We start from the raw sequence: 19,823 nt of genomic DNA, 5'->3' as shown, positions 1-19,823 counted from the left end.
TTGCAATAATGGTGAGGAAAAGTTACAGATAAAGTCAGGCATAGATATTTTAATTTCAGAGCAAACGTAGTTGTGTTGGATAATGTTTCCAAGGAACTCTATGATGTCTTAGAGGAATCCTGCAATTCGTGCAAATCTAATTTGATAGCATTATCTGGCGGACTAGATAGTTCAATCATAGCATATCTCTTAAGACAAAAAAAACCAAAAACCATTGCAATTATTGCGGAAGATTTTGTTTCAACAGACCTAACATATTGCCAAAGAGTAGCAAAAGAACTAGGGTTACATCTTACAATTTACCATGTTAAAACTGCAGAGATTTTAGAAGCGGTGGAAGATACAATAAAAATTTTAAAAAATTTCAATGACATAGAGATTCGAAACAATGTTGTAATGTATCTTGCAATAAAATGGGCAAAGGACAATGGAGAAAAATCCATCATAACAGGGGATGGTGCAGACGAATTATTTGCAGGATATAGTTTTCTAATTCATAAACCTGAAAATGAATTAGAAGCAGAAATAAACAGAGTTTGTTCAGTAATGCATTTTCCAACACAAAAGATAGGCCATGGGTTAGGAATAGAGGTAGAAGCGCCATTTCTAAAAGATTCAGTTGTAGAATTGGCCAAAAAAATTCCAGCAGACATGAAAGTGAGAAATGAAAAAGAACAAAGATATGGAAAATGGATACTTCGCAAGACGTTTGAAAAATATCTACCACAACAGATCATATGGAGAGAGAAATCACCAATGCAAGATGGATCAGGAACTGCAGGACTGACTAATTTGTTCGAATCAATAATCAATGAGGAAAAATATGTTGAAAAAAAATTAACCACAGAAAAAGAAGACGGGGTAATAATTAGAAGCAGAGAGTCAATGCATTACTATGAAATTTTTAAGAGATTTTTCGGCATTCCTCAAAAAAGCCCAGATAATGCATGTCCGTACTGTAAATGCGAAGTAAAGAATTCCAAATTCTGTAGAATGTGCGGGGCTTTTCCAATCTAGATATTATTTTTATATTTTCTAGGTTTTTTGATAAAGATACGTCTACATCCATTGCAGCAAAAATGAAATTTTTTTCCATCATACTCATGAAGTAATGCTAGTTCTTCATCAAGTTCTATTCCACACACAGGATCTACTGGCACAAATTTTTGTCTTTTAATTTCTATTTATAGATACAGTTAGGAAATCATTTTTATGATGAATAAACGGAACGATTTTTCAGAAAATAACATCCAGTAAACTATACAGTTAATTCTTTGAGTCGAGGTCTAATTTTAGAGGCAACATCAGAGGTAATTTTTAAAATATGTTCTACATCAGATGACGGCAATTCCTCATTACCATTTTCAAAAGACTTTCTAACAATTGAATTAATTTCTGAGGTTAGTTCTGTTATTGCTAAATAATTAGAATCCAATTTTGCATCCATGAAAAATTTGTGTGTTAATTGCTAATTAAGAAGATCCCAAATTCCCAAAAATGGAATTAGAATTAATGTTGAGAATGAATTATTTCAATAATTTTTTTAGGTAAAACACCATAATCTGAATCAGGTTCAGATACGACATAAAGAATGTCTTCATTGATTAGTACGCTTATGGCAAGGGCACGTTCTCTTGATGCCATTGCAAAATTTACAGGACCTAGTTGTTTATCAAATTCTTTTCTCATTTTGACACGCAATGCTAATTCCATGAATATCATCTCATCATCTTTTTCACTTTCTAGTGGTTCAACATTCTCCCTCATCCCACCGGCTACTAATCGTCCCCTTTCATTAATTACCCCCGCAAATCGAATTTTAGGATCTATCGATAAGACAGATTTGCAAATTTTTCCATAATCATAAATCTTTGCTGACAAGTACTTATTTCCTAAAGACGGCTCATTTATTATTTTTCCATCAAAATTTCAAATATATCAGAAAAAGGATTTACGAAGTGAGTTTTTTGACGAGAGTCAAAAAATCATCTTCAGGAATAGGAGGAATTTTCATGATTTCAAGATTCTCAGATACATGTTCGGCAGATTTCTGTCCAACCAATGGCGCCAAAACCCCAGGAGATGAGCGAATGAATTGTAAAGCACGAAGAGATGGTTTTAGTTCATTAAATTCCGGCATAACACCTGGCGTCAGTAATCGACCTTGCATGAAAGGAACGCTTGTAAAAACACCTATTCCTAGGGATGTAGCAGCCTCTAAAATTGAAACTTGTTTAGATTCTAGTAATTGGTTTTTTCCAAGTAATGCCTGATCATAATGCATGTTGAAAGGTAATTGAATAAATCGAAAACCGTGGTTTTCACCTCCAATTTTTTTAGCTATACTGACTGTTTCCTCAAGTGAAAGATATTGGTGGCTATCTTGTGGTACTCTAAAACATTCCCATGTTGCCATCCCATAGAATTTAATTTTCCCCTCATCACGTTTTTGTTCATATAGTTCAAAAACAGATTTTAAATTTTCTAAAAATTGCTCTTTAGAAACATCATTAATTTGTCCCTCAACGGCATTGTGAAGATACATCAAATCAACGCAATCCATATTTAGATTTTTTAAACTACGGTCCAGTTGATCAGAAAGATATGTCGGAGTCATACAATGATAACCAGATGTCACATCGCCTTCTTTGATTATCCCTCTTTGAGAATATTCTTCTTTAACATACTCCCAAAATCCTAATTGGACATCTGCATCATTTGTAACATAGCCATTTTTAGTGCTCAGAAATAATTGATCACGGGATATTTTTTCTTCGTCAATCAATTCAGAGATGGCTTTTCCAACAGATCGTTCTGCTTTTTGAGCCCTGTAATTTATCGCAGTATCAATAACATTGATTCCAGATAGAATAGATTGTTTTACAGCATTCTTTACTAGTTCATCAGTTCGGGAATCTGGATCTCCAAGATAGGTTCCAATTCCAACATTTGAGAGAGTCAGATTTGCAAAATTCTTGAAATTTTCCTGATTTGTGCCTGAAGATTGAGCAAATTTTTTGGTTCCGTCAGAAGTTGCAAAACCTGAAATCATGTTATTCGTAAGTCTTTACTAAATTTATGTCTAAAGTAATAGGTCAATTAAAAAACTAGAAACAAACAATGCGCCAGTTATTCTGCTGAATAATAATGTAGAAGACATGGAAGGTACCAAATTCTCAACAGAATCATAATTTTTCTGCAATCCCACGCCAGATTTTATCATTAGTGGTATACTCAGCAGACAAATCAAAGATAATAATGGAAATAAATCTGCAAACACGCCGGCAATAATTGCACTGTAGGATACTATTGGAAAAATCCAAAACAATTTGGATGCTTTTTCTTTTCCAACTGCAATTACTAGAGTTTTTCTGCCTTTTGATTTGTCTGCATCATGATCTGGAAAGGATGCAATGAAAAGTACCAAGGAGGACAAAGAACCCACAACAATACCGCCAAGAATTGATTCTATGTTGATTTGTCCCGACTGGATAAAAAAAGTACCAATCACAATCATAGAACCCTTTACTGCAACAAAGAATTCACCGAGACCAGAATCAACAATTTTTGTGGAATAAAAATAGATAGATAAAATTGCAAATCCCAAAATCATAGCAATGATTATTCCATTATTCATTACAAAATATGCACCAATCAAAGAACCAATAATTAAAAATACAATTCCTGCACGGTATACTGCAGATGGTTTGAGTAACCCTTCAGGTAATACGCCAGTTCCACCGCTCATCTTGGTTCGTTTTGTTTTAGTGTCAATTCCTCGCTTAAAATCCCAAAAATCATTTAACAAGTCAACACTTGCATGAAGAGATAATACTCCTGCAAAGATCAGCACTGCATCAAATAAATCAATAGATGAATTTTGCCACAAATTTAGTGCCAGTCCAACAGAAACGGCAATCACAGATGCAAGAAGAAACCTTATCCTTATCACACGAAACCAAACAGCAAGCATAAGAATACTAGTAATTTTTCGGTATAATATTCATGAGATTGAGCCTATATTGTTTATAACAAATCTGATTTAGTTGAGATTATGATTATTGGCAAAATATCAAATGGTGAGAAGAGAGTGAAATTCAACGTTGAAATTCATTGCAATGTTTGCGGCAAATTAGTTCCAGGAGGACTGCAAACTGGAGAAGCATATTATCAAACAGATGACTTTAAAACAGAATTAGAGGAGTTTAAGCAAAATTACCTGTGTGGAATTTGCAGAGATGTGAATAGATCTAAAAGATAGAAGATCATATCTCTTCTTCGTCTTCCCATTCTTCTTCCAAATCTGCTTTTGATTTCTTTAAGAAAAGCAATACAACTATTCCTATCATCAAAATTCCTCCGATTACAATATAGACAATCCATTCAGGCAACTCCAAATCAATTGCGCTGATTGTGTTTTCTGGAGAATCCACATTAACTGTAAACGTGTCCTTCCCTTCCGCGTATCCTTCTGCAGTGGCAATAATGTCAAAAGATAAGTTTGGACCTTCAAATGCAGTTAGGCTTACAATCGCGCTGCCATCAGAGCTTGTTCGTACAACTTCAGGAGTAATAATTCCATCACCTTTTGTAATTATTTTTAATGAAGCTCCTGATACCGAATCCAAATTCTCATCATCTACAAATAATCTAAACTCCACAGGATCATCCACTTTTATCACATCTACCAAATTACCAGTGGAAATTTGTAACTGTAGTTGAGAAGAAGCAGTGCTAATCATTGTAGAAGTTCCATTAACACCCTTGGCACTGGCAGAAATTATTGCATTTCCAACAGAGCCGGTGGTTTTAATCGGGAATGTTGTATATGATGAACCTGCAGGAATTACTGAATCATCGATTATTTGAACAATAGAGTTCTGAGATGATACGATTTTTGATTTTACATTGAATTTTGGAATTACCGGATTTCCTTGCAAATCAACTAACTGGATTACTCCTAAATTTTCCTGATGATTTGTATTGATTTTACTAAGTGGCAAAGTTACCTGAATTTGAGAGGATGGTTGAGTAGTGAAAACTTTGCTGCCACCCAATTTCAAATCTGCGTTTTCGCCAATTGGCTCTACTGTAAGAAGAATTTGAGTTTCAGCCACAGATATGCCAAAAGAATCACTTCTTAATTGGGTAAAAGTAAAAGTATCACCTTTGTTTATTTCAACTAAGCCGTTAGTCGGCGTAACTAGGTATTTTCCAGTTTCGGTCATAACTTTGGGGCGTTGTTGCCCATCAAGTGCAATTAAAAAGAGATCAAAATATCCATCACGATCAAAAATTAAACTGCCTTCTCCAGTTGGAGAAAATAATCGGACTTCTTTTTGTTCTAATGCATTAACAACATTTGTAGTAAAAGAACCTGTACCCACACCATTTATCGAAGTAGATATAGTAACAGGTCCTGTTTTTTGACCTGTGGATACTTTTGCAGTGCCAAAAGAGTATGAACTGAGAATTTTTCCCCCATCTACAATGTTAGCAAGTTTTTCATCACTGGAAATCACATTGATTTTGTGAACAAACCCGTCAGTGTAAAGATTCTCAGTAGATTGCATGGGATAGAGTTCATCTTCTTCTAAACAATCAATTGAATAAAGAATAATTTTATCAGAATCCAATTCAGTATTATGAGTGACATCACTTGAGTCCGGATCAGATGCATCATCCGATTGTTCTGCACATTCAGGATTAATTTCAACTAAAGAGCCATCAGGTCTAATTCCATCATCATCTTCATCATCTTCAATCATCGATAATTGATAAGTAAAAAATGCTGTTGCGTTACTTGGCACATTTTCTATTCCAAATACATTAACGGTGTTTCCATAATCTTTGACGTTAAAACCAAAATCAAATACATTTTTCATGGTTCGTTTTAACTTATTTCCTTCTTCAATTGATTCACCAACTGTACGAAATGTATCAGTTGCAGTACCATATCCTATAGAACTTACCCCTATCAGAATATCATTTTTTAACAAGTTTTGTAAGCTAAATTTTTCTTGTAACAAATAACCAAATTCACCTTTTTTTATCATCGGCTTTTCTGACTTTGAAATACCAACTAAAACATCTCCTATTGGAAATTGTTCATTAGAAAAAAATTCCAAGGGAATGTCTTCAGGTGTTTTCGTAGGATTGCCATTAGAATCAACTACAGTGACAAAAATGTCTAATGCCCTATCAAATTCGGCAGGAATTAACTTTGGATGTACAGATAATTTTAAACTCGCAGGCAAAGTAGATGAAATTTTGATGCTTTTTGCAATATCAAGCCCAGATTCTTCATGAATCGCACGAACAAACGTATTTCCTGTTTTTTCATGAGCAGTTAAAACTCCCCATGCATAGTAACTGCCTTTTTTGATTGTCAATGTGTCAGAATCCGGAGATGCCAAAAGATCATTATGTTCAAGAATAATTTCAATGTCATTGGGTGCACGAACTATAGTGTCATCAACGGTCTTAAAGAAAACAGTAAAAGGCATCTGAGAATTCACATGCATTTCAGTTGTGGGTAGGTTTAATTCCAAAGTTAAATCATCTGGAAGATAAGTTTCATCTGTACCGACTTCTATTTTCTGAAATGTTGTTTTACCGTTTAGTGATGCAGTAATTGTGGTCTTTCCTGATTTGTCACCTGTAATTATTGGAAAGGATACAAATTCTTCATTTGCTTTTAAGACAGTTTTTGTTGGAACAGATGCAATGGAAGGATCATCAGAACTCAAACTAACTGGAACATCATATGATGATGTGATAGGCACTCCATGCTTGCTAAGAACATAAAGGTAGCCGACTTGATGTTCAGCCACACCGCTTTCTAGGTGTGAAGGAGAAATTGCTAGTTTTATTGAATACTCTGATAGTGCTTCTAAGTTTTGGGCAGATGACAATTGAACATTTCCGCCAAGCAGTAATGTGATTGCTAAAAAGAATGCCAAAGGGATTTTTTTGATCATAGTTTTTCTCCATTTTTCAATTTTTGGCTCCATCGTTTTTCATAAAAATGAAAAAATGTGGAGTTAACCACTTTGTTGACCTGCAATAACAGTTCCAACGAAGACAGCTCCGTTTGTGGTAGTGATCTTGAATTGTGCGTCTCTGCCAGATTTTACATTCTCAGATAATTCAAGAATGATTGTGGCCTGTTGTCCTGGTTGAAGTTCAGCTGCGGTTGTTGTTAAAACATTAGCAGGAGTTTCAGAACCAAGTACACCATTACTATTTGTCGCAATAGCGAATTTGCCTATTCCCGTAGTTGCATCTTTATCAAGACTAGTGCCTGTATAGTCATCAAGGAATCCACCGGCAATACTACTAAACGAATAAACACTGCCAGCTAATCGAATTTCACTAAGAGTGACTTTTTGGACACTATTATTTTGCAAGTATATTGCAATTCTTTCACCATCAACTAATCCGTTAGAGGGAGATCCTTGTAATGTTAGAGGATCAGCTGCTGCCAACCCGTCATGCAATGTCAAGGTATCAGAATCTCTTGCATCATAGCCAACAATTCTCACTGATTCGATATTTGGTGAACCGCTGATTTGGGCAGAACTAAAGAATCCCTGTGAGAACACAAAGACAATACTTCCACCAACTACTGCTATTGCTACCAAAAGAAGTGTTGCAATTACTGGTGCAACTGCTCTTCTCGAAGTCAACTTGTTTTGTTTTGACTGTAGTTTTGTCATTCTAGAGTTAGTAATATCAAAACAGATGTTAAAGTAATTTGTGTTCAAACAACACAGCAACTTCAAATGTTGTTCAAACATTACAACACAGTTCATTTTTACCCATGAAAATGCAATAACGTAATGACAAAATTAAAGACGACTTTGACAATTTCAACAATTGCAGCAATATTGATTATTGGTGGATTTGTGTCAGAAACTCCAAATGCATTTTCGACATATGGAGGCAACCATGATGATGATCATGATGATGACTACGATGATGATTGTGATGATAGACATCATAATAATAGACATGATGATTGTGATGATGAACCAAAAGATCCATGTGATTGTGAAAAACCAGACGCACTCAAGTTCATATTTTCTACACCAAGTGAAGAAATAGACAGTGAGTTCAGAATTGAAGTTTACAAAAAACTAAACGACATCGGCAATACGGATAAAAAATTGATGAGTATTGTAGGTGTTACAAATTTAGGAGATTATCAAATAGAATCATCTAACTTTGGAAAAGATAAATTAAATTCAAACACTGTTATTGCAATTTATAAAATTGTAGAAAACCAAGATGACGTGTTAGTTTCTTCAATGGAAATACACACATCATGTTCGCAGCCACTTTACAAAGGATTGACAGTGATGGATAGCGGTTATGCAATAGAAATCACAGATGGTTTGAAAAATGGTGAAACATCAATTTCAGAATCAGATCCTCTTACTTGTGAAGACGACTCAGACCCTATTAAAACAGGCAGCATCACAATAAGAAAAGCCATCACAAATGATAATGGGGGAGATGCCATTCCAGCAGACTTTACAATCATGTTAACGAATGCGGAAACAAATGAAGAGATTATCTTGAATCATGATCAAGACGAATCATCAAACCCGCTAGTTAATCTGAATGAAGTCCCTGTTGGCACGTATAGGATTTCCGAATCAATTGCAGATACAGTCACCACCACATACACTACGGTTCTAATCACAGGAGATAATCAATGCCCAACAATGGTTGAAGAAGAATTTACCATTAAAAAGGACAAAAGCATCACATGTACAATATACAATGACGACAACGGTGACGGTTCTGGAGGGCCAGGAGGAATTGTTTTCCAAAACAATTCAATGGAAATAAACATTGAAGAAACAGCCATAGGCACTCTAGACAGTTGTGACCATTATGTCAATGGAATCAAAACAGATCCATGTATACAGATAATCGGAGACAGTGGAAACATAGGAATTGTTGATTCTGAATTATCTTCAACAACTACAATTGTTTTATTCAGTGTAGTTGAAAAAGTAATTGATCCAGATGAAGGTGCAACAAATGCAGATTGTAGATTGGAGAGAATAATTGCTCACGATAGTACATCTGATTTCCTAAGGGACAGCAATGGAAACCTGCCAGTGAATCCAACAGACAACTTAATGGTATTTCTTGGATGTTCAGGAATTGATTCAGGCAAAGTCTACAAAATCAACTATGTTATGATTGACCCAACCATGGAATCATAACATCAATTTTTATTTTTTTAATTATTAAATTAATGTCAAACATTCAATGAATTGAAATTACTTGAGTAATTAATCTAAGGCACTACTTGTAAAATAATTTCAGCCAATGGGCCGATGGCCACATCACCGCTACTAATTCCGTCGGCTAGAACATACATTACATAAAGCTGTGTTGATGTTACCGTAGGTGCAGTGACTTGGAATTCTATTGTCTGGGTATCCAATGGGCTTGCAATATTAGAATTAAGAACACCTACGATTTGGGAAGACCCATCAGCAAAAACCTCAATAGGGTCCATGGTGAATCCAGGGGCATTTAGGATTGAAGGATTACTCCATCCTTTAGGAATGTTGATGATTAATCTAGAATCAGTTGCCTGAATTACGTGACTAAGATTAGTATCAAAATCAGTCAAAGTTGCATTAAGTTTGATTGTACTTCCACTTGAGATTCCATCAATGCTTGAAAGAATATTTGTATTAGATGCAGAACCAGGCACATCCGTCAGATACACATTTGGCAATGTTGTCGCACCCTCGTTATATGACGTGCCATAACCAGACTTCCCAAATTGGCCCAGAGTAGTATACACACTCACATCAACAGGAACAGTTTCAAGAAAATCCCCACTGCTCCCTATGAATCCAGGTTCCACTAATGCCAAGAAAGGAACATTTGACAGGCCAGGAACAGATACAGGATTGACAAGGCTCTTCCACATCAATTGATTGGGCATCGGACAACTCCACGTTCCGCCTAATGACGGATCAACATGTTGTGCTTGGCATGCGTTGCCATTATTATCAGTAAAAATTTCGTCACCACCAGTATATCTTGTTGATGTTGCAGTAATTACAATTTTACTTACTTCAAGATCTTTTTCAACAGGATTGACAACATTAATTCCCCAAATGCCTTGTTGTCCAGATTCACCAAAAGGTGCAGGCATCACAATAAACAGTTCAGGTTTTGCCAAAAGATCTTGTGTCAAAACAATTAATTCGTCAGAGCCCGAAGTTGAATTTGCCTGATCACGTAAAATACTTTGGTCAGATGCAACATTACTTTGAACCAAGTTGTTGTTTGCATCCAATCCAGTTGCAAAATTTGAAAAATCAACATTTGTATCTGCAGTTCCATCAATGGTATAATCCCACAAAAACAAAATAGATTCACCTGGAATCAAATCTACTGAAGACAGATTAGGTCCAGAATAACCAACGACAGTACCAGGAGGATTTACAGAAATGGTCGAAGGAGCAACATCGTTGATTTTTAATTGCCCAGTGTTTGTAACTACCATCCCTATCGTCACATTTTGTCCCAGAATCACATCAGGAGGATCAGTTACAAGAACTGAACGTAGATTATTGATAGAAGAGCCGCTTGATCCTACCACTAATTCTGCAATTTCAATTGTTCCCAATGATGATACTACTTTGATGTCATATGAATCAGGAACCATGTAAAGAGATTGAGATGTAAGTATTGAAGAAGGAATGCCACCAGTGACAAAAGAATCATTGTAATCTACCGAATACCGTGTTGCGGGCTGAGAAGATAACGTCTTGTTAATAATCCAAAAACTGGAAATTTCTACTGGATTTTGACCAAAATTAGTCACAGAAATATCCAATTTATTGCTAGAATCGGTTGAAACTGCAATTCCAAATTGTTCTTGCTGTTTTTTTAGTTCCACATCTGAAACCATTCTTTGAGTTGTAACAATATCGGTTTGAGCATCAAGGGCCAGACTCAAAACAGAAAAACCTGCAACCATCAATACGGTGAAGAATAGTGCTCCCACAACAGAGGACAAGCCTCGTCGGTTTTGAGCAAAATTCCTTGATTGAAATTTTATTGTGCACCACCGCTTTCAATCAAAAACTCTGCCGGTTGAATTTGTCCAGAATTTAGTAGTAAGCGAATTCCTTTGTTGAGTTGAATGTCAGGATCAACAGAATCCAACTTTACAAGAATATTTACTGTTTGTCCGCTTTGAATTTGAGTATCTTCATTTTGAATAATGGAACCTGCACTAATAGGTAAAATTGTGAACATCCCATCTGCAGGATATTTACCGTTAGTTAATGGGACAGTAGTATCCAACACTACACCAGATGTGGCAGCATCCCAAGGATAATAGATGCCGTTAATGGAAATTCTTTCCAAGAAAATAGAATTTAGATTATTATTTTGTATTTGAAATACAATAAATTCAGTGCCGCCATTTAGAGGAAGGTCATTTGGATTACCACTACAGCTAGAACGACACAAAACCGAATCATGTTTGTTATCAACATCATTTAATGTCAACAACCTAGAAGAATCGCGCGTATCATACGCCAAAAGTAGAATGTTCAAGGACGATGCTTCAAGTGTAGAAGTCGTTCCCAAATTTCCTGAAAGAAATGCATCATTCATAAAATAAGTCAGAGTGCTTGCACCAGTAACAGTTACTGCCATCAGCATCATCGTACTGATTATGTCAGTTACACCTCTTCGGCGCTTTAAACGAGAATTTTTTCTCATCTCATATGTATAAGCAATATTTTTTGATTTCATTGCAATCTATGTGTTAAACGGACTAGCTACAGTGGTGAAGAAATTTCCCCTAGCAGTGGTTAATGAAATTCGATATTCAGAGTTGACATATTCAGGATCATTCCAAGTTCCAGATCCTTGAACCAATATTATTTGTGTATCGTCTAGTAAATCCAACACTAGTTGGCGATTATCTTTTAGTTGTATAGTTTGATCCAGATCAATCCAGTTTGAAATAATTTCCTGATTATCAATATTCAATATTGTGATACTAGCAATCGTGGATTCAACAGTACCAACATTGGCCAAATCGATTATCAAATTATCTGTATTAGGTTCAAATCGAACGTGTTCAAATACAATATCTTCTCTATGAATTTGATTTTTGGATGCCTCATGAAATGACAGATCATAGGTAAATGCGCTAATACTGTTCATTCCGTTAAATAAAATTACAGACCCAACAGAGCTGACAATTCCTAAGATCACAACACTGCCCATTACTTGGCTGACAGCACGGCGATTTTTTAGAAATGGGTGAGAAAAGACATTTTTCACTTTTTTCCACCATTCTCAGAATACCATTCAGAAACAAATTTTTCAACACGCGTAATAATTTGCGAGAAATCAGATTCGGAGATTAAATGAATTCCATAATGATTTGCCAGATTTTCTACGCCCTCATTTATTCCAGATATAGTTAGAAGCAATGTCTTTTCAGGATTAATATCTAATTTTGGAACTAAAACATAATTCATATCGGATTGATTGATTCCATCGGGGTGATTTTTTATAAATATCAGTATCGATTCGTTAGTAATGTTGCTCTTTCCATAAATTGGAATTTCATGTACGTTGTTACTTTTTCCTTTTATCGAAATATTGAGTTTTGCATCAAAATTAAATCCTTGCAATAATTTTAGCAAATCATCTTTAATCTGATTGGTATCGGAATTAATCGATGTTTCAGAATTTTTTAATTTATAACAATATGTTGGAACGAATTGTCCAGAGTTTGTATCAAAATCATGCTCGTATTTTCTGCAATGTAATTTGATTACAGCATTATCAAATTTTTCAACACAGTCAATGCATTGATACCACATTGCAGGAATGCGTATTTCTTTTTCAAAAACTTTTATTGGTTTCTTGCATGAAGGACAGCGTGAATTTTCAGGATCTGTAAAATCAAAATTTGTGCTTTCGGTAATATAACCACATATCTTATGTTCAAACAGATTTAATTTTTCAACATTCATTGAATGGCATTTTGGACAATAAAGGCGCACACTGGATGAATGAGTGTCAGGATGAATTGGACAAACAATTAATTTTTCGTAAATTTTTTTCTCTAAAATCCCATCAGAGACAAGATCATCAAGACATACAATGTTATCTTGAACTTCGCCTATTTTTGAAAGAATAGGATAGAATAATTTTCCTTCATTGTAGTCTACAAATGGGATTATTGTTCTATCTTTGAGTTTTTGGACTTCTTGAATTAATTTTACTGCCTTACTAGTAGATGGTTTTAGAGCGTCAGATTCATCAATTGAGACATAATTATTTACAGATAATTCCTCATTAGTATCAATTTTACGCTCATTTAAATTTCCCTTAAAAATAGAAGACAGATTGTCAAAGCCGCCTATTTTATGCGGAGGTTTGGACTCAAAATTAGAATTATTATTTTTCTTTCTAAACAATATTTTCCACCTCATAAAGTATGAACATATCCATCATTACAGTTGTTTTATTAGGAAAAAGAACAGTAAAAGGCAAATGCTGTTCATATGAACGAACATGCGTTAAAACGCATCAGAGATGTATTAAACCTGAAAATGAGGCTAAACATATTCAAAGAAAAGTTATCAGAACTACAAAAATTACATGTGGAAACTAAGGAGGTTGTAAAACCAATCAAAAACCAACCAGAAACTGTTTCAAATAATACAGAAAACAATGCAAAAATTCCTCAGTTTATGACATTGTCAAAATTAGAATGGGACAGTAATGAAATTCATGCAGGAATAATAAAAGATTTAACAGCAAAAGGAGGTCTGAGATATCAGGTGATAGAGCCTGTTCTGTCAGAAAGAGATCAAAAAGCTTTTGAGATTATCAAAAAATTACTAATGACAGAACTTACAGTATCGCTCCAAGATATCAAATCAAAGAAAGATGCGGAAAGACGACTAAAAAAGAAGATCGCATCCATGGTTAAAAAATACAGATTGAACATTCCAAAAAAAAACATAGCAAAAATAAATTATTACGCAATTAGAGATTTTGTTCATCTCGGGAAAATAGAGCCATTAATGAGAGACCATATGATTGAAGAGATTAGTTGTGATGGTACAAACATACCAATCTACATTTGGCACAGAGAACACGAATCCATGCCAACAAACATCATCTTTGAAAAAGATGCAGAATTAAATAATTTTTCAAGAAAAATGGCATACATTTGTGGAAAGCACGTATCAATGGCAGACCCGATTATTGATGCATCACTTCCAAATGGAAGCAGAATCAATCTAACATTGGGCCATGAAATTACTAAAAGAGGCAGCACATTTACAATTAGAAGATTCAGAGCAGACCCAATAACAATAATTGATTTGATAAAATTTGGAACAATCTCAGTAGACATTGCAGCATTCATGTGGTATTTGGCTGAAAAAAAATCAACCATGCTCATTGCAGGAGGAACTGCAAGTGGCAAAACTACAGCCCTAAATGCTCTGGCCTCATTTATCAAGCCAGGCGAAAAAGTAGTAAGCATAGAAGATACTCAGGAACTAAACTTGCCGCATGAAAATTGGATTCCTGCAGTATCTCGACAGAACTTCACAGATACACAAATTGGGGAAATTAACCAATTTGATCTTCTAAGAGCGGCACTCAGGCAAAGACCAGACATCATAATTGTTGGAGAAACAAGAGGCAGAGAAGCATATACATTATTTCAGGCAATGGCCACAGGTCATGGAGGATTTTCATCCATCCACGCAGATTCAGTAGAGGCAACGCTTACCAGATTAACATCATCTCCAATGGATGTTCCAAAAGCGTTAATCGCAAACAGTCTTGATTTAATCACACTTCAACTAAAAATCAGAGTAGGCAACAAATCAGCTAGAAGAATCATTCAGGTATCAGAGATTGATGGAATTCATGAGACAACTGGAGAAATCAGAACACATGAAATTTTCAAATGGAATCCAAAAACAGACACTCATGAATACATGGGAAATAGTGTAATTTTTAGAAAACTCAAAGAAAGAGACGGAGACAGTGAAGAAAAAATCAATTACGAATTAACAAAAAGAAGATTAGCTCTGGAATGGATGGTTAAAAACGACATTCGTGATCACAAAGAAGTTACTTCAAATGTTATGGAGTATTATGCTGATCCAGAAAGATTCTATGAAAGAAAAAGACTGGAGGTATAATTATGAATGTAACCAAAAAGAAACAAAAACAGAACGAAGAAGAATCAGTTGGACAAATTCATGTGTATAGTTACAAATTACTAAATGAACATGTAAAATTTTTGCATCCAAAATTAAAATCATTGGATAAATCAATCAAACAGGCAATGATGCCAATTCCATTTGAGGTCTATGTTTCAAGCATGGTTTTCTTTAGTATGATTGCAGGTGCTTGTGGAGCAGTTTTAGGATTTGTGACAGCACAGTTTATCAACATTCAACCTGCAAGTTTAGAGATTTTACTTCCAATATTAGGCGGACTAGTGTTATTTGGAATAACATTTGGAATTTTACAAATAATTCCAAAAGTAAGAGTAACAAATAGATCCTCAAAACTCATAGAAGAAATTCCTCATTTCATAGGATACATGTCAACTCTTGCAACCAGCGGCCTTACACTGGAAGGAATTTTCAAAGCAATAGCAAAAGAGGAAACAGAAGAAGACATTGTAAAGGATGCCAGGTACATTGTAAGAAATATCGATATTTTAGGCATGGATTTGATTAGTGCAATTAAGGATTTGATACATAGAACACCAACAGGGCCATATTCAGAATTGCTAGAAGGGGCAGTAGTTACAGTTCAATCTGGAGGAGATCTCAAAGAATATTTCAATGCCACAGCAAAAGTTCAGCTCGAAGAAAAAAAGATGTTGATGCAAAAAACTACAGAATCCCTGGGAAGTGTTGCAGAAATTTACACCATTCTACTAATTGTATTTCCGTTATTAGCGGTAATCATGTTATCAATTATGGGCATAATGAGTCCCAGCCTTGCAGGATTTGATTTGATCACATTGATGAACATTCTAACATTTGCAGTAATTCCACTTAGCGGGGTATTGATGCTAGTCATGATGGACACTATGGTTCCAAAGAGGTAAAAAAATGGAAAGCAAACAAAAAAGAAAAATTAAAAGAAGAAAGATTGCAGTGATTGAACCTAGAAAATCAATATTAAAAAATGAAATTCTAAAGACAGGGTTATTTTCTATCATTGCAGCTACTAGTGTAATTTCAATGAGTTTCTATTTTTCAGGATTTTCTGAATCTACAACAATCAGAGATATAGGATTAATCTTTGGGATACTTGTAGGAGTCATTCCATTAACCATTCACCAACTAAAAGAAGTACAAAGAAGAGACAGCATAGATAGGAATCTCCCAGTTTTTTTGCTTGCATTGTTAAGTTCTGTTCAGAGTGGTGCAAACCTGATCAAAGCAATAGAGCAAGCAGGTGAAAGAAATCTCGGAGCATTAACACCAGAACTGAGAAATCTTAGAGCCAACATTAGTTGGGGAACACCAATCGAAGATGCATTTGAGAATTTTGCAGAAAGGACAGGAACTAGAGTTGCAAGAAGGGTCACAGTTCTACTAGAGATGGCAATGAAAATTGGCGGAGATGTATCTGAAAACCTCGAAATGATTCAAAAACACGTTTCAGACATGCAAAATATCGAAAAGAGCAGAAAATCGGCACTGCAACCATACACATACACAATATACATTTCATTTGCAGTGTTTTTAGCAGTAGCAGTTTTGCTAACAACTAGCTTTTTCACTGAAATTGAAAAAGTTCAGGAGGGGCTACTTGCATCAGGCAGCGGTACAGAAGGATTGTTTGGCTCGCTTGCCAGCATGGATATTGCCCAATTAGAGTCAGGATTGTTCAACATGGCAATAATTGAGGCAGTCTTTGGGGGATTAGCGGCAGGGAAGATTGGGTCAGGGTCATATGTTGCAGGTACAAAACATGTTGTTGTGATGATTGTAATATCAGTAATTGCATTTAACGTAGTCTAGTTCTCAATTGGGACATTTTTTAAAAAAATTGTCAGATGTGAAAAAAGAAAATATCAAAAAACGCATGAATATTTTTTGTTCATCTTAGTAAAACATTTTGTTGTGATTTAAAAACAACATATTTTGTTTTTTGTGTGTGCTATTGTACAAACAGAACCTTTAGTTCTATTTTGATCTAAATTTTGCATCGATGACAGGAAAATTATATTTTGTGAAACTGGCAAATTCTGCGAAAATACTAAATGCCATTAAACAAAACGAGTCTAGGTTAAAAGAGATGAGAGAGAAAGGATGTCTTACCAAGATCAAGTAAGTAGAATAGCAACAGAGTTAGAAGAGATTTTAGATCTTGATGACTTGGAAGCTAAAGTTTATCTAAATTTACTCAGAGCAGGTCCAATTACTGCAAGTGCACTTGCAAAAGAGCTTGATATTGATAGAGCAAGAATGTACAGAACAGTAGACAGGTTAGTTAATAGAAATATTATCTCAACTACATTATCCAGTCCCAAATTATGTATTGCATCAGACCCTCATGATGCGCTTAAAATTGCCTTGAGTAAAAAAGAAGACGAGGTAAATAAAATCAAAAAATTAGGGGAGGCAATCATCGATAAAATCAATGAGGAAATCACATCAAACCAAATCAACACCGTTCCAACATTTAGAGTTGTTCAAGGACGTCAGAACATCTACGCCGACATTGCGCAATTAATTGAAAATTCAGAGGATACAATATACATTGCCACAACACTTGACGATGTATCCAGAATGTACCACAGCACAATCCCAGAAAAAATCAGTATTTGTGAAAAAAACGGCGGCAAAGTGAGATTACTTGTAGATATGAATGATCCAAAACTGGCGCCATTTGTCAAAAGATTCAATGCGACTGAAACAAAAATTGGCAAGCTGCCATCAAAGGGAAGAATAGTGGTGCAGAAAGACAAAAAAATGATAATGTCAGATCATGCTGCATCCTCTCAGCACTCAGGTTCAGATTCAGACTTTTCATTATGTACAAATTCAAATGAAATGGTTGACAACATTTTCACATTGTGTTCATTTCTATGGGATTCATCAAAGCCACTCAAAACCATAGATGTCAAAAATTTTATCAAAAAGACAAGCGAAGACCAGTCACACTAAAGATTCATCACTGACCTCTATGGGTTTTCGGCCCATAAAACCAGAGTCTTTCTCATGCCAAAATTTTATTTCTGTTTCCCCATATTTCCAGCACAGCCAAACCTCTTCATCAAATCTCTTTGAAGGAAAATCAAGCAGCCCTTGCTCAATACTTTTGACAGACACGCCAGTACTTTCAAGAATCTCAACCGCCTCATAGAATTTAGTTACTGCCGAATTTAATTTCTGTTTCAGAGTGATGAATTCTTCAAAGGAGTTGGTAGTAGAAATGCACATTTGCAGTTGTTGCTCTAATTTTGATACTTCGTTCTTTTTCGATAACGCATACTCGAATTTTTTTATCACGTCTGGAAGAGCGGCATTAGCCTCATTGGTGGTAAAAAAAGAGAACATATGTTTTCTCAGGAAGGCAGGATTAAAAATCTTAGGCACAAATTTATTAATAATTCATATCGAAAATGCCATATGAGTGAAGATCCTTTAGAAGAAATTATTATTCAAGTAATTAATGGCGCAGTATCAACTATTCCAGCTTATTTGCAAGACATTAAAGAAAACAAGGATATACTCAAAGTAGAAAATCCACAAGAATTTGTTTATGGAATTGTAATGGGCATGGCACTTGGAATGGGCGGTGCAATACTCAGTTCACAAAAAGAGATTCCCACCACAGAAGATCAGATGAAAATCAGAGACATAGTATACAAACACATTCCTGACATAAGAGAACGAATATTCAGTTGATAGAATTTACCAAAAATGAAACAGATTTTCTAGAATCGCTAGAAGAGGCAAGAATTGCTACATCACATAACGACATACCACATGTAAAACCTGTATCGTATGTATTCAAAGACAACGTCATTTTAGTTGCAACAGATTACAATACACGAACATTTTCAAACATAAAATTAAATCCAAACACAGGGATAGTTGTAGACATATACAAATCAGGAAATCATAAAGCTGTTTGCATTCAAGGGAAAACAGAAATTATTGATAGTGGTCCTGAATTTAAAAAATACTATGATGTATTTGATAAAAAATTTGAATGGGTACGAAGAGATCCATGGACTGAGAATGAAGCACCATTTCTGAAAATTATTCCAAGCAACAAAGTGAGTTGGGGATTAAAATAGAATATTATGTAGAATCAAGTATACATTGAGACAGGGTTATCAAAGTGCTCAATTAATTGTTTGATTTTTTGAATATCAAATGGTTTGTAAATAATTGCAGTAGCCCCATTATCTTGTAAAATTCTTTCACAATCACCAGACGTATTTCCAGTAATAATTATCACTTTTGCAGATGAATCAATTTTTTTAATTTCTTTTAATGCTTCAATTCCGTTTAATTTTGGCATTTCAACATCCATAAATAAAATATCTGGCTTGTGTTTTGAAAAGAGGTCTATCGCATCCAATCCATTATGGCCTATTGCTAAAATTTTCAAACCAAGAAGTACCAATAATTCTGAAAAAAGTTCGGTGATTTGAACATCGTCATCTATAATTACGCATTTTTTGGTTATCAATCCCATATTTGGTATTGATAACTAAGTATTAAGTTAATCTTTTATTATATATA

The 19,823-nt window shown here is 34.9% G+C and carries 22 protein-coding genes; 9 read left to right on the top strand and 13 right to left on the bottom strand.

The genetic code is table 11. From position 1 onward, the window contains the following. The first annotated feature begins 75 nt into the window (after positions 1-75). Positions 76-1,017 carry an asparagine synthase-related protein gene (locus tag K5783_RS02980; protein ID WP_366939145.1) on the top strand — a complete coding sequence of 314 codons (942 nt, stop codon included), beginning with the start codon at positions 76-78 and terminating at the stop codon, positions 1,015-1,017. On the opposite strand, the gene K5783_RS02975 is transcribed toward K5783_RS02980, so the two are convergent. The 5 genes from K5783_RS02975 to K5783_RS02955 all read right to left on the bottom strand — a co-directional run bounded on the left by K5783_RS02975 (position 1,014) and on the right by K5783_RS02955 (position 3,973). Further along, a complete protein-coding gene (locus K5783_RS02975) occupies positions 1,014-1,160 on the bottom strand; it encodes a YHS domain-containing protein (protein ID WP_297472057.1) in 147 nt (48 codons plus the stop codon). The two genes, K5783_RS02980 and K5783_RS02975, sit on opposite strands and share 4 nt — an antisense overlap. A 98-nt stretch (positions 1,161-1,258) precedes the next feature. Continuing rightward, the gene (locus K5783_RS02970) at positions 1,259-1,447 is read right to left on the bottom strand and encodes a hypothetical protein (RefSeq protein WP_297472056.1); all 189 of its coding nucleotides are present in this window, start codon (positions 1,445-1,447) and stop codon (positions 1,259-1,261) included. A gap of 62 nt (positions 1,448-1,509) precedes the next feature. Beyond that, positions 1,510-1,881, bottom strand: a complete 372-nt coding sequence (locus tag K5783_RS02965; RefSeq protein WP_109877146.1) for a DUF6659 family protein — start codon at positions 1,879-1,881, stop codon at positions 1,510-1,512. Between the two features lie 70 nt (positions 1,882-1,951). Continuing rightward, on the bottom strand, positions 1,952-3,052 hold the full coding sequence (locus K5783_RS02960) for an aldo/keto reductase (RefSeq protein ID WP_297472055.1): 1,101 nt from the start codon (positions 3,050-3,052) through the stop codon (positions 1,952-1,954). A 30-nt stretch (positions 3,053-3,082) separates the two neighbouring features. Next, complete coding sequence (locus K5783_RS02955) at positions 3,083-3,973, bottom strand: prenyltransferase (RefSeq protein WP_297472054.1); 891 nt, start codon at positions 3,971-3,973, stop codon at positions 3,083-3,085. A gap of 117 nt (positions 3,974-4,090) precedes the next feature. On the opposite strand from K5783_RS02955, the gene K5783_RS02950 reads away from it, so the two are divergent. Continuing rightward, positions 4,091-4,261 (top strand): hypothetical protein, encoded by a 171-nt coding sequence (locus K5783_RS02950; protein ID WP_297472053.1) that lies wholly within the window; start codon positions 4,091-4,093, stop codon positions 4,259-4,261. 4 nt (positions 4,262-4,265) lie between these two features. On the opposite strand, the gene K5783_RS02945 is transcribed toward K5783_RS02950, so the two are convergent. Both K5783_RS02945 and K5783_RS02940 read right to left on the bottom strand, forming a co-directional pair. Further along, positions 4,266-6,980, bottom strand: a complete 2,715-nt coding sequence (locus tag K5783_RS02945; RefSeq protein ID WP_297472052.1) for a hypothetical protein — start codon at positions 6,978-6,980, stop codon at positions 4,266-4,268. A gap of 63 nt (positions 6,981-7,043) precedes the next feature. Further along, on the bottom strand, positions 7,044-7,718 hold the full coding sequence (locus K5783_RS02940; RefSeq protein WP_297472051.1) for an archaellin/type IV pilin N-terminal domain-containing protein: 675 nt from the start codon (positions 7,716-7,718) through the stop codon (positions 7,044-7,046). Between the two features lie 123 nt (positions 7,719-7,841). On the opposite strand from K5783_RS02940, the gene K5783_RS02935 reads away from it, so the two are divergent. Further along, the gene (locus K5783_RS02935; protein ID WP_297472050.1) at positions 7,842-9,239 is read left to right on the top strand and encodes a hypothetical protein; all 1,398 of its coding nucleotides are present in this window, start codon (positions 7,842-7,844) and stop codon (positions 9,237-9,239) included. Positions 9,240-9,313: 74 nt separating this feature from the next. On the opposite strand, the gene K5783_RS02930 is transcribed toward K5783_RS02935, so the two are convergent. From K5783_RS02930 to K5783_RS02915, 4 genes are read right to left on the bottom strand one after another with little or no spacing between them, the layout of a single operon-like run. Further along, positions 9,314-11,059: a hypothetical protein gene (locus tag K5783_RS02930; RefSeq protein WP_297472049.1), complete on the bottom strand. Its 1,746-nt coding sequence runs from the start codon at positions 11,057-11,059 to the stop codon at positions 9,314-9,316. A gap of 38 nt (positions 11,060-11,097) precedes the next feature. Further along, positions 11,098-11,805 (bottom strand): hypothetical protein, encoded by a 708-nt coding sequence (locus K5783_RS02925; protein ID WP_297472048.1) that lies wholly within the window; start codon positions 11,803-11,805, stop codon positions 11,098-11,100. 6 nt (positions 11,806-11,811) lie between these two features. After that, the gene (locus K5783_RS02920) at positions 11,812-12,342 is read right to left on the bottom strand and encodes a hypothetical protein (protein WP_297472047.1); all 531 of its coding nucleotides are present in this window, start codon (positions 12,340-12,342) and stop codon (positions 11,812-11,814) included. Next, positions 12,339-13,490: a hypothetical protein gene (locus K5783_RS02915; RefSeq protein ID WP_297472046.1), complete on the bottom strand. Its 1,152-nt coding sequence runs from the start codon at positions 13,488-13,490 to the stop codon at positions 12,339-12,341. The genes K5783_RS02920 and K5783_RS02915 overlap by 4 nt, the downstream gene beginning before the upstream one ends. A gap of 135 nt (positions 13,491-13,625) precedes the next feature. Between K5783_RS02915 and K5783_RS02910 the strand changes: the two genes are divergently transcribed. The 4 genes from K5783_RS02910 to K5783_RS02895 all read left to right on the top strand — a co-directional run bounded on the left by K5783_RS02910 (position 13,626) and on the right by K5783_RS02895 (position 18,233). Next, on the top strand, positions 13,626-15,239 hold the full coding sequence (locus K5783_RS02910) for a type II/IV secretion system ATPase subunit (protein WP_366939163.1): 1,614 nt from the start codon (positions 13,626-13,628) through the stop codon (positions 15,237-15,239). Positions 15,240-15,241: 2 nt separating this feature from the next. Next, the gene (locus K5783_RS02905) at positions 15,242-16,162 is read left to right on the top strand and encodes a type II secretion system F family protein (protein WP_297472044.1); all 921 of its coding nucleotides are present in this window, start codon (positions 15,242-15,244) and stop codon (positions 16,160-16,162) included. A 4-nt stretch (positions 16,163-16,166) separates the two neighbouring features. After that, positions 16,167-17,084, top strand: coding sequence for a type II secretion system F family protein (locus K5783_RS02900; protein ID WP_297472043.1), 918 nt, complete (start codon positions 16,167-16,169; stop codon positions 17,082-17,084). 291 nt (positions 17,085-17,375) lie between these two features. Continuing rightward, complete coding sequence (locus tag K5783_RS02895) at positions 17,376-18,233, top strand: TrmB family transcriptional regulator (RefSeq protein WP_297472042.1); 858 nt, start codon at positions 17,376-17,378, stop codon at positions 18,231-18,233. Here K5783_RS02895 and K5783_RS02890 read toward each other — a convergent pair. Then, a complete protein-coding gene (locus K5783_RS02890; RefSeq protein ID WP_297472041.1) occupies positions 18,225-18,626 on the bottom strand; it encodes a DUF2203 domain-containing protein in 402 nt (133 codons plus the stop codon). The two genes, K5783_RS02895 and K5783_RS02890, sit on opposite strands and share 9 nt — an antisense overlap. A gap of 72 nt (positions 18,627-18,698) precedes the next feature. Between K5783_RS02890 and K5783_RS02885 the strand changes: the two genes are divergently transcribed. Both K5783_RS02885 and K5783_RS02880 read left to right on the top strand, forming a co-directional pair. Then, on the top strand, positions 18,699-18,977 hold the full coding sequence (locus tag K5783_RS02885; protein ID WP_109877340.1) for a hypothetical protein: 279 nt from the start codon (positions 18,699-18,701) through the stop codon (positions 18,975-18,977). Then, the gene (locus K5783_RS02880; RefSeq protein WP_297472040.1) at positions 18,974-19,372 is read left to right on the top strand and encodes a pyridoxamine 5'-phosphate oxidase family protein; all 399 of its coding nucleotides are present in this window, start codon (positions 18,974-18,976) and stop codon (positions 19,370-19,372) included. The genes K5783_RS02885 and K5783_RS02880 overlap by 4 nt, the downstream gene beginning before the upstream one ends. Positions 19,373-19,386: 14 nt before the next feature. Here the strand turns inward: K5783_RS02880 and K5783_RS02875 are convergent, their stop codons facing one another. Continuing rightward, positions 19,387-19,776 (bottom strand): response regulator, encoded by a 390-nt coding sequence (locus tag K5783_RS02875; protein ID WP_297472039.1) that lies wholly within the window; start codon positions 19,774-19,776, stop codon positions 19,387-19,389. Positions 19,777-19,823 lie beyond the last annotated feature (47 nt).

Source organism: Nitrosopumilus sp. (assembly GCF_025699125.1).
Taxonomy (GTDB): Archaea; Thermoproteota; Nitrososphaeria; order Nitrososphaerales; family Nitrosopumilaceae; genus Nitrosopumilus.
This window is presented reverse-complemented; position numbering and strand designations above follow the sequence as displayed.

Excerpts from the sequence above, each read along its gene's own strand:
- K5783_RS02970 (WP_297472056.1), bottom strand. The coding sequence starts at position 1,447 with ATGGATGCAAAATTGGATTCTAATTATTTAGCAATAACAGAACTAACC.
- K5783_RS02960 (WP_297472055.1), bottom strand. The coding sequence starts at position 3,052 with ATGATTTCAGGTTTTGCAACTTCTGACGGAACCAAAAAATTTGCTCAA.
- K5783_RS02955 (WP_297472054.1), bottom strand. The coding sequence starts at position 3,973 with ATGCTTGCTGTTTGGTTTCGTGTGATAAGGATAAGGTTTCTTCTTGCA.
- K5783_RS02945 (WP_297472052.1), bottom strand. The coding sequence starts at position 6,980 with ATGATCAAAAAAATCCCTTTGGCATTCTTTTTAGCAATCACATTACTG.
- K5783_RS02940 (WP_297472051.1), bottom strand. The coding sequence starts at position 7,718 with ATGACAAAACTACAGTCAAAACAAAACAAGTTGACTTCGAGAAGAGCA.
- K5783_RS02935 (WP_297472050.1), top strand. The coding sequence starts at position 7,842 with ATGACAAAATTAAAGACGACTTTGACAATTTCAACAATTGCAGCAATA.
- K5783_RS02925 (WP_297472048.1), bottom strand. The coding sequence starts at position 11,805 with ATGAAATCAAAAAATATTGCTTATACATATGAGATGAGAAAAAATTCT.
- K5783_RS02910 (WP_366939163.1), top strand. The coding sequence starts at position 13,626 with ATGAGGCTAAACATATTCAAAGAAAAGTTATCAGAACTACAAAAATTA.
- K5783_RS02905 (WP_297472044.1), top strand. The coding sequence starts at position 15,242 with ATGAATGTAACCAAAAAGAAACAAAAACAGAACGAAGAAGAATCAGTT.
- K5783_RS02900 (WP_297472043.1), top strand. The coding sequence starts at position 16,167 with ATGGAAAGCAAACAAAAAAGAAAAATTAAAAGAAGAAAGATTGCAGTG.
- K5783_RS02895 (WP_297472042.1), top strand. The coding sequence starts at position 17,376 with ATGTCTTACCAAGATCAAGTAAGTAGAATAGCAACAGAGTTAGAAGAG.
- K5783_RS02890 (WP_297472041.1), bottom strand. The coding sequence starts at position 18,626 with ATGTTCTCTTTTTTTACCACCAATGAGGCTAATGCCGCTCTTCCAGAC.
- K5783_RS02885 (WP_109877340.1), top strand. The coding sequence starts at position 18,699 with ATGAGTGAAGATCCTTTAGAAGAAATTATTATTCAAGTAATTAATGGC.
- K5783_RS02875 (WP_297472039.1), bottom strand. The coding sequence starts at position 19,776 with ATGGGATTGATAACCAAAAAATGCGTAATTATAGATGACGATGTTCAA.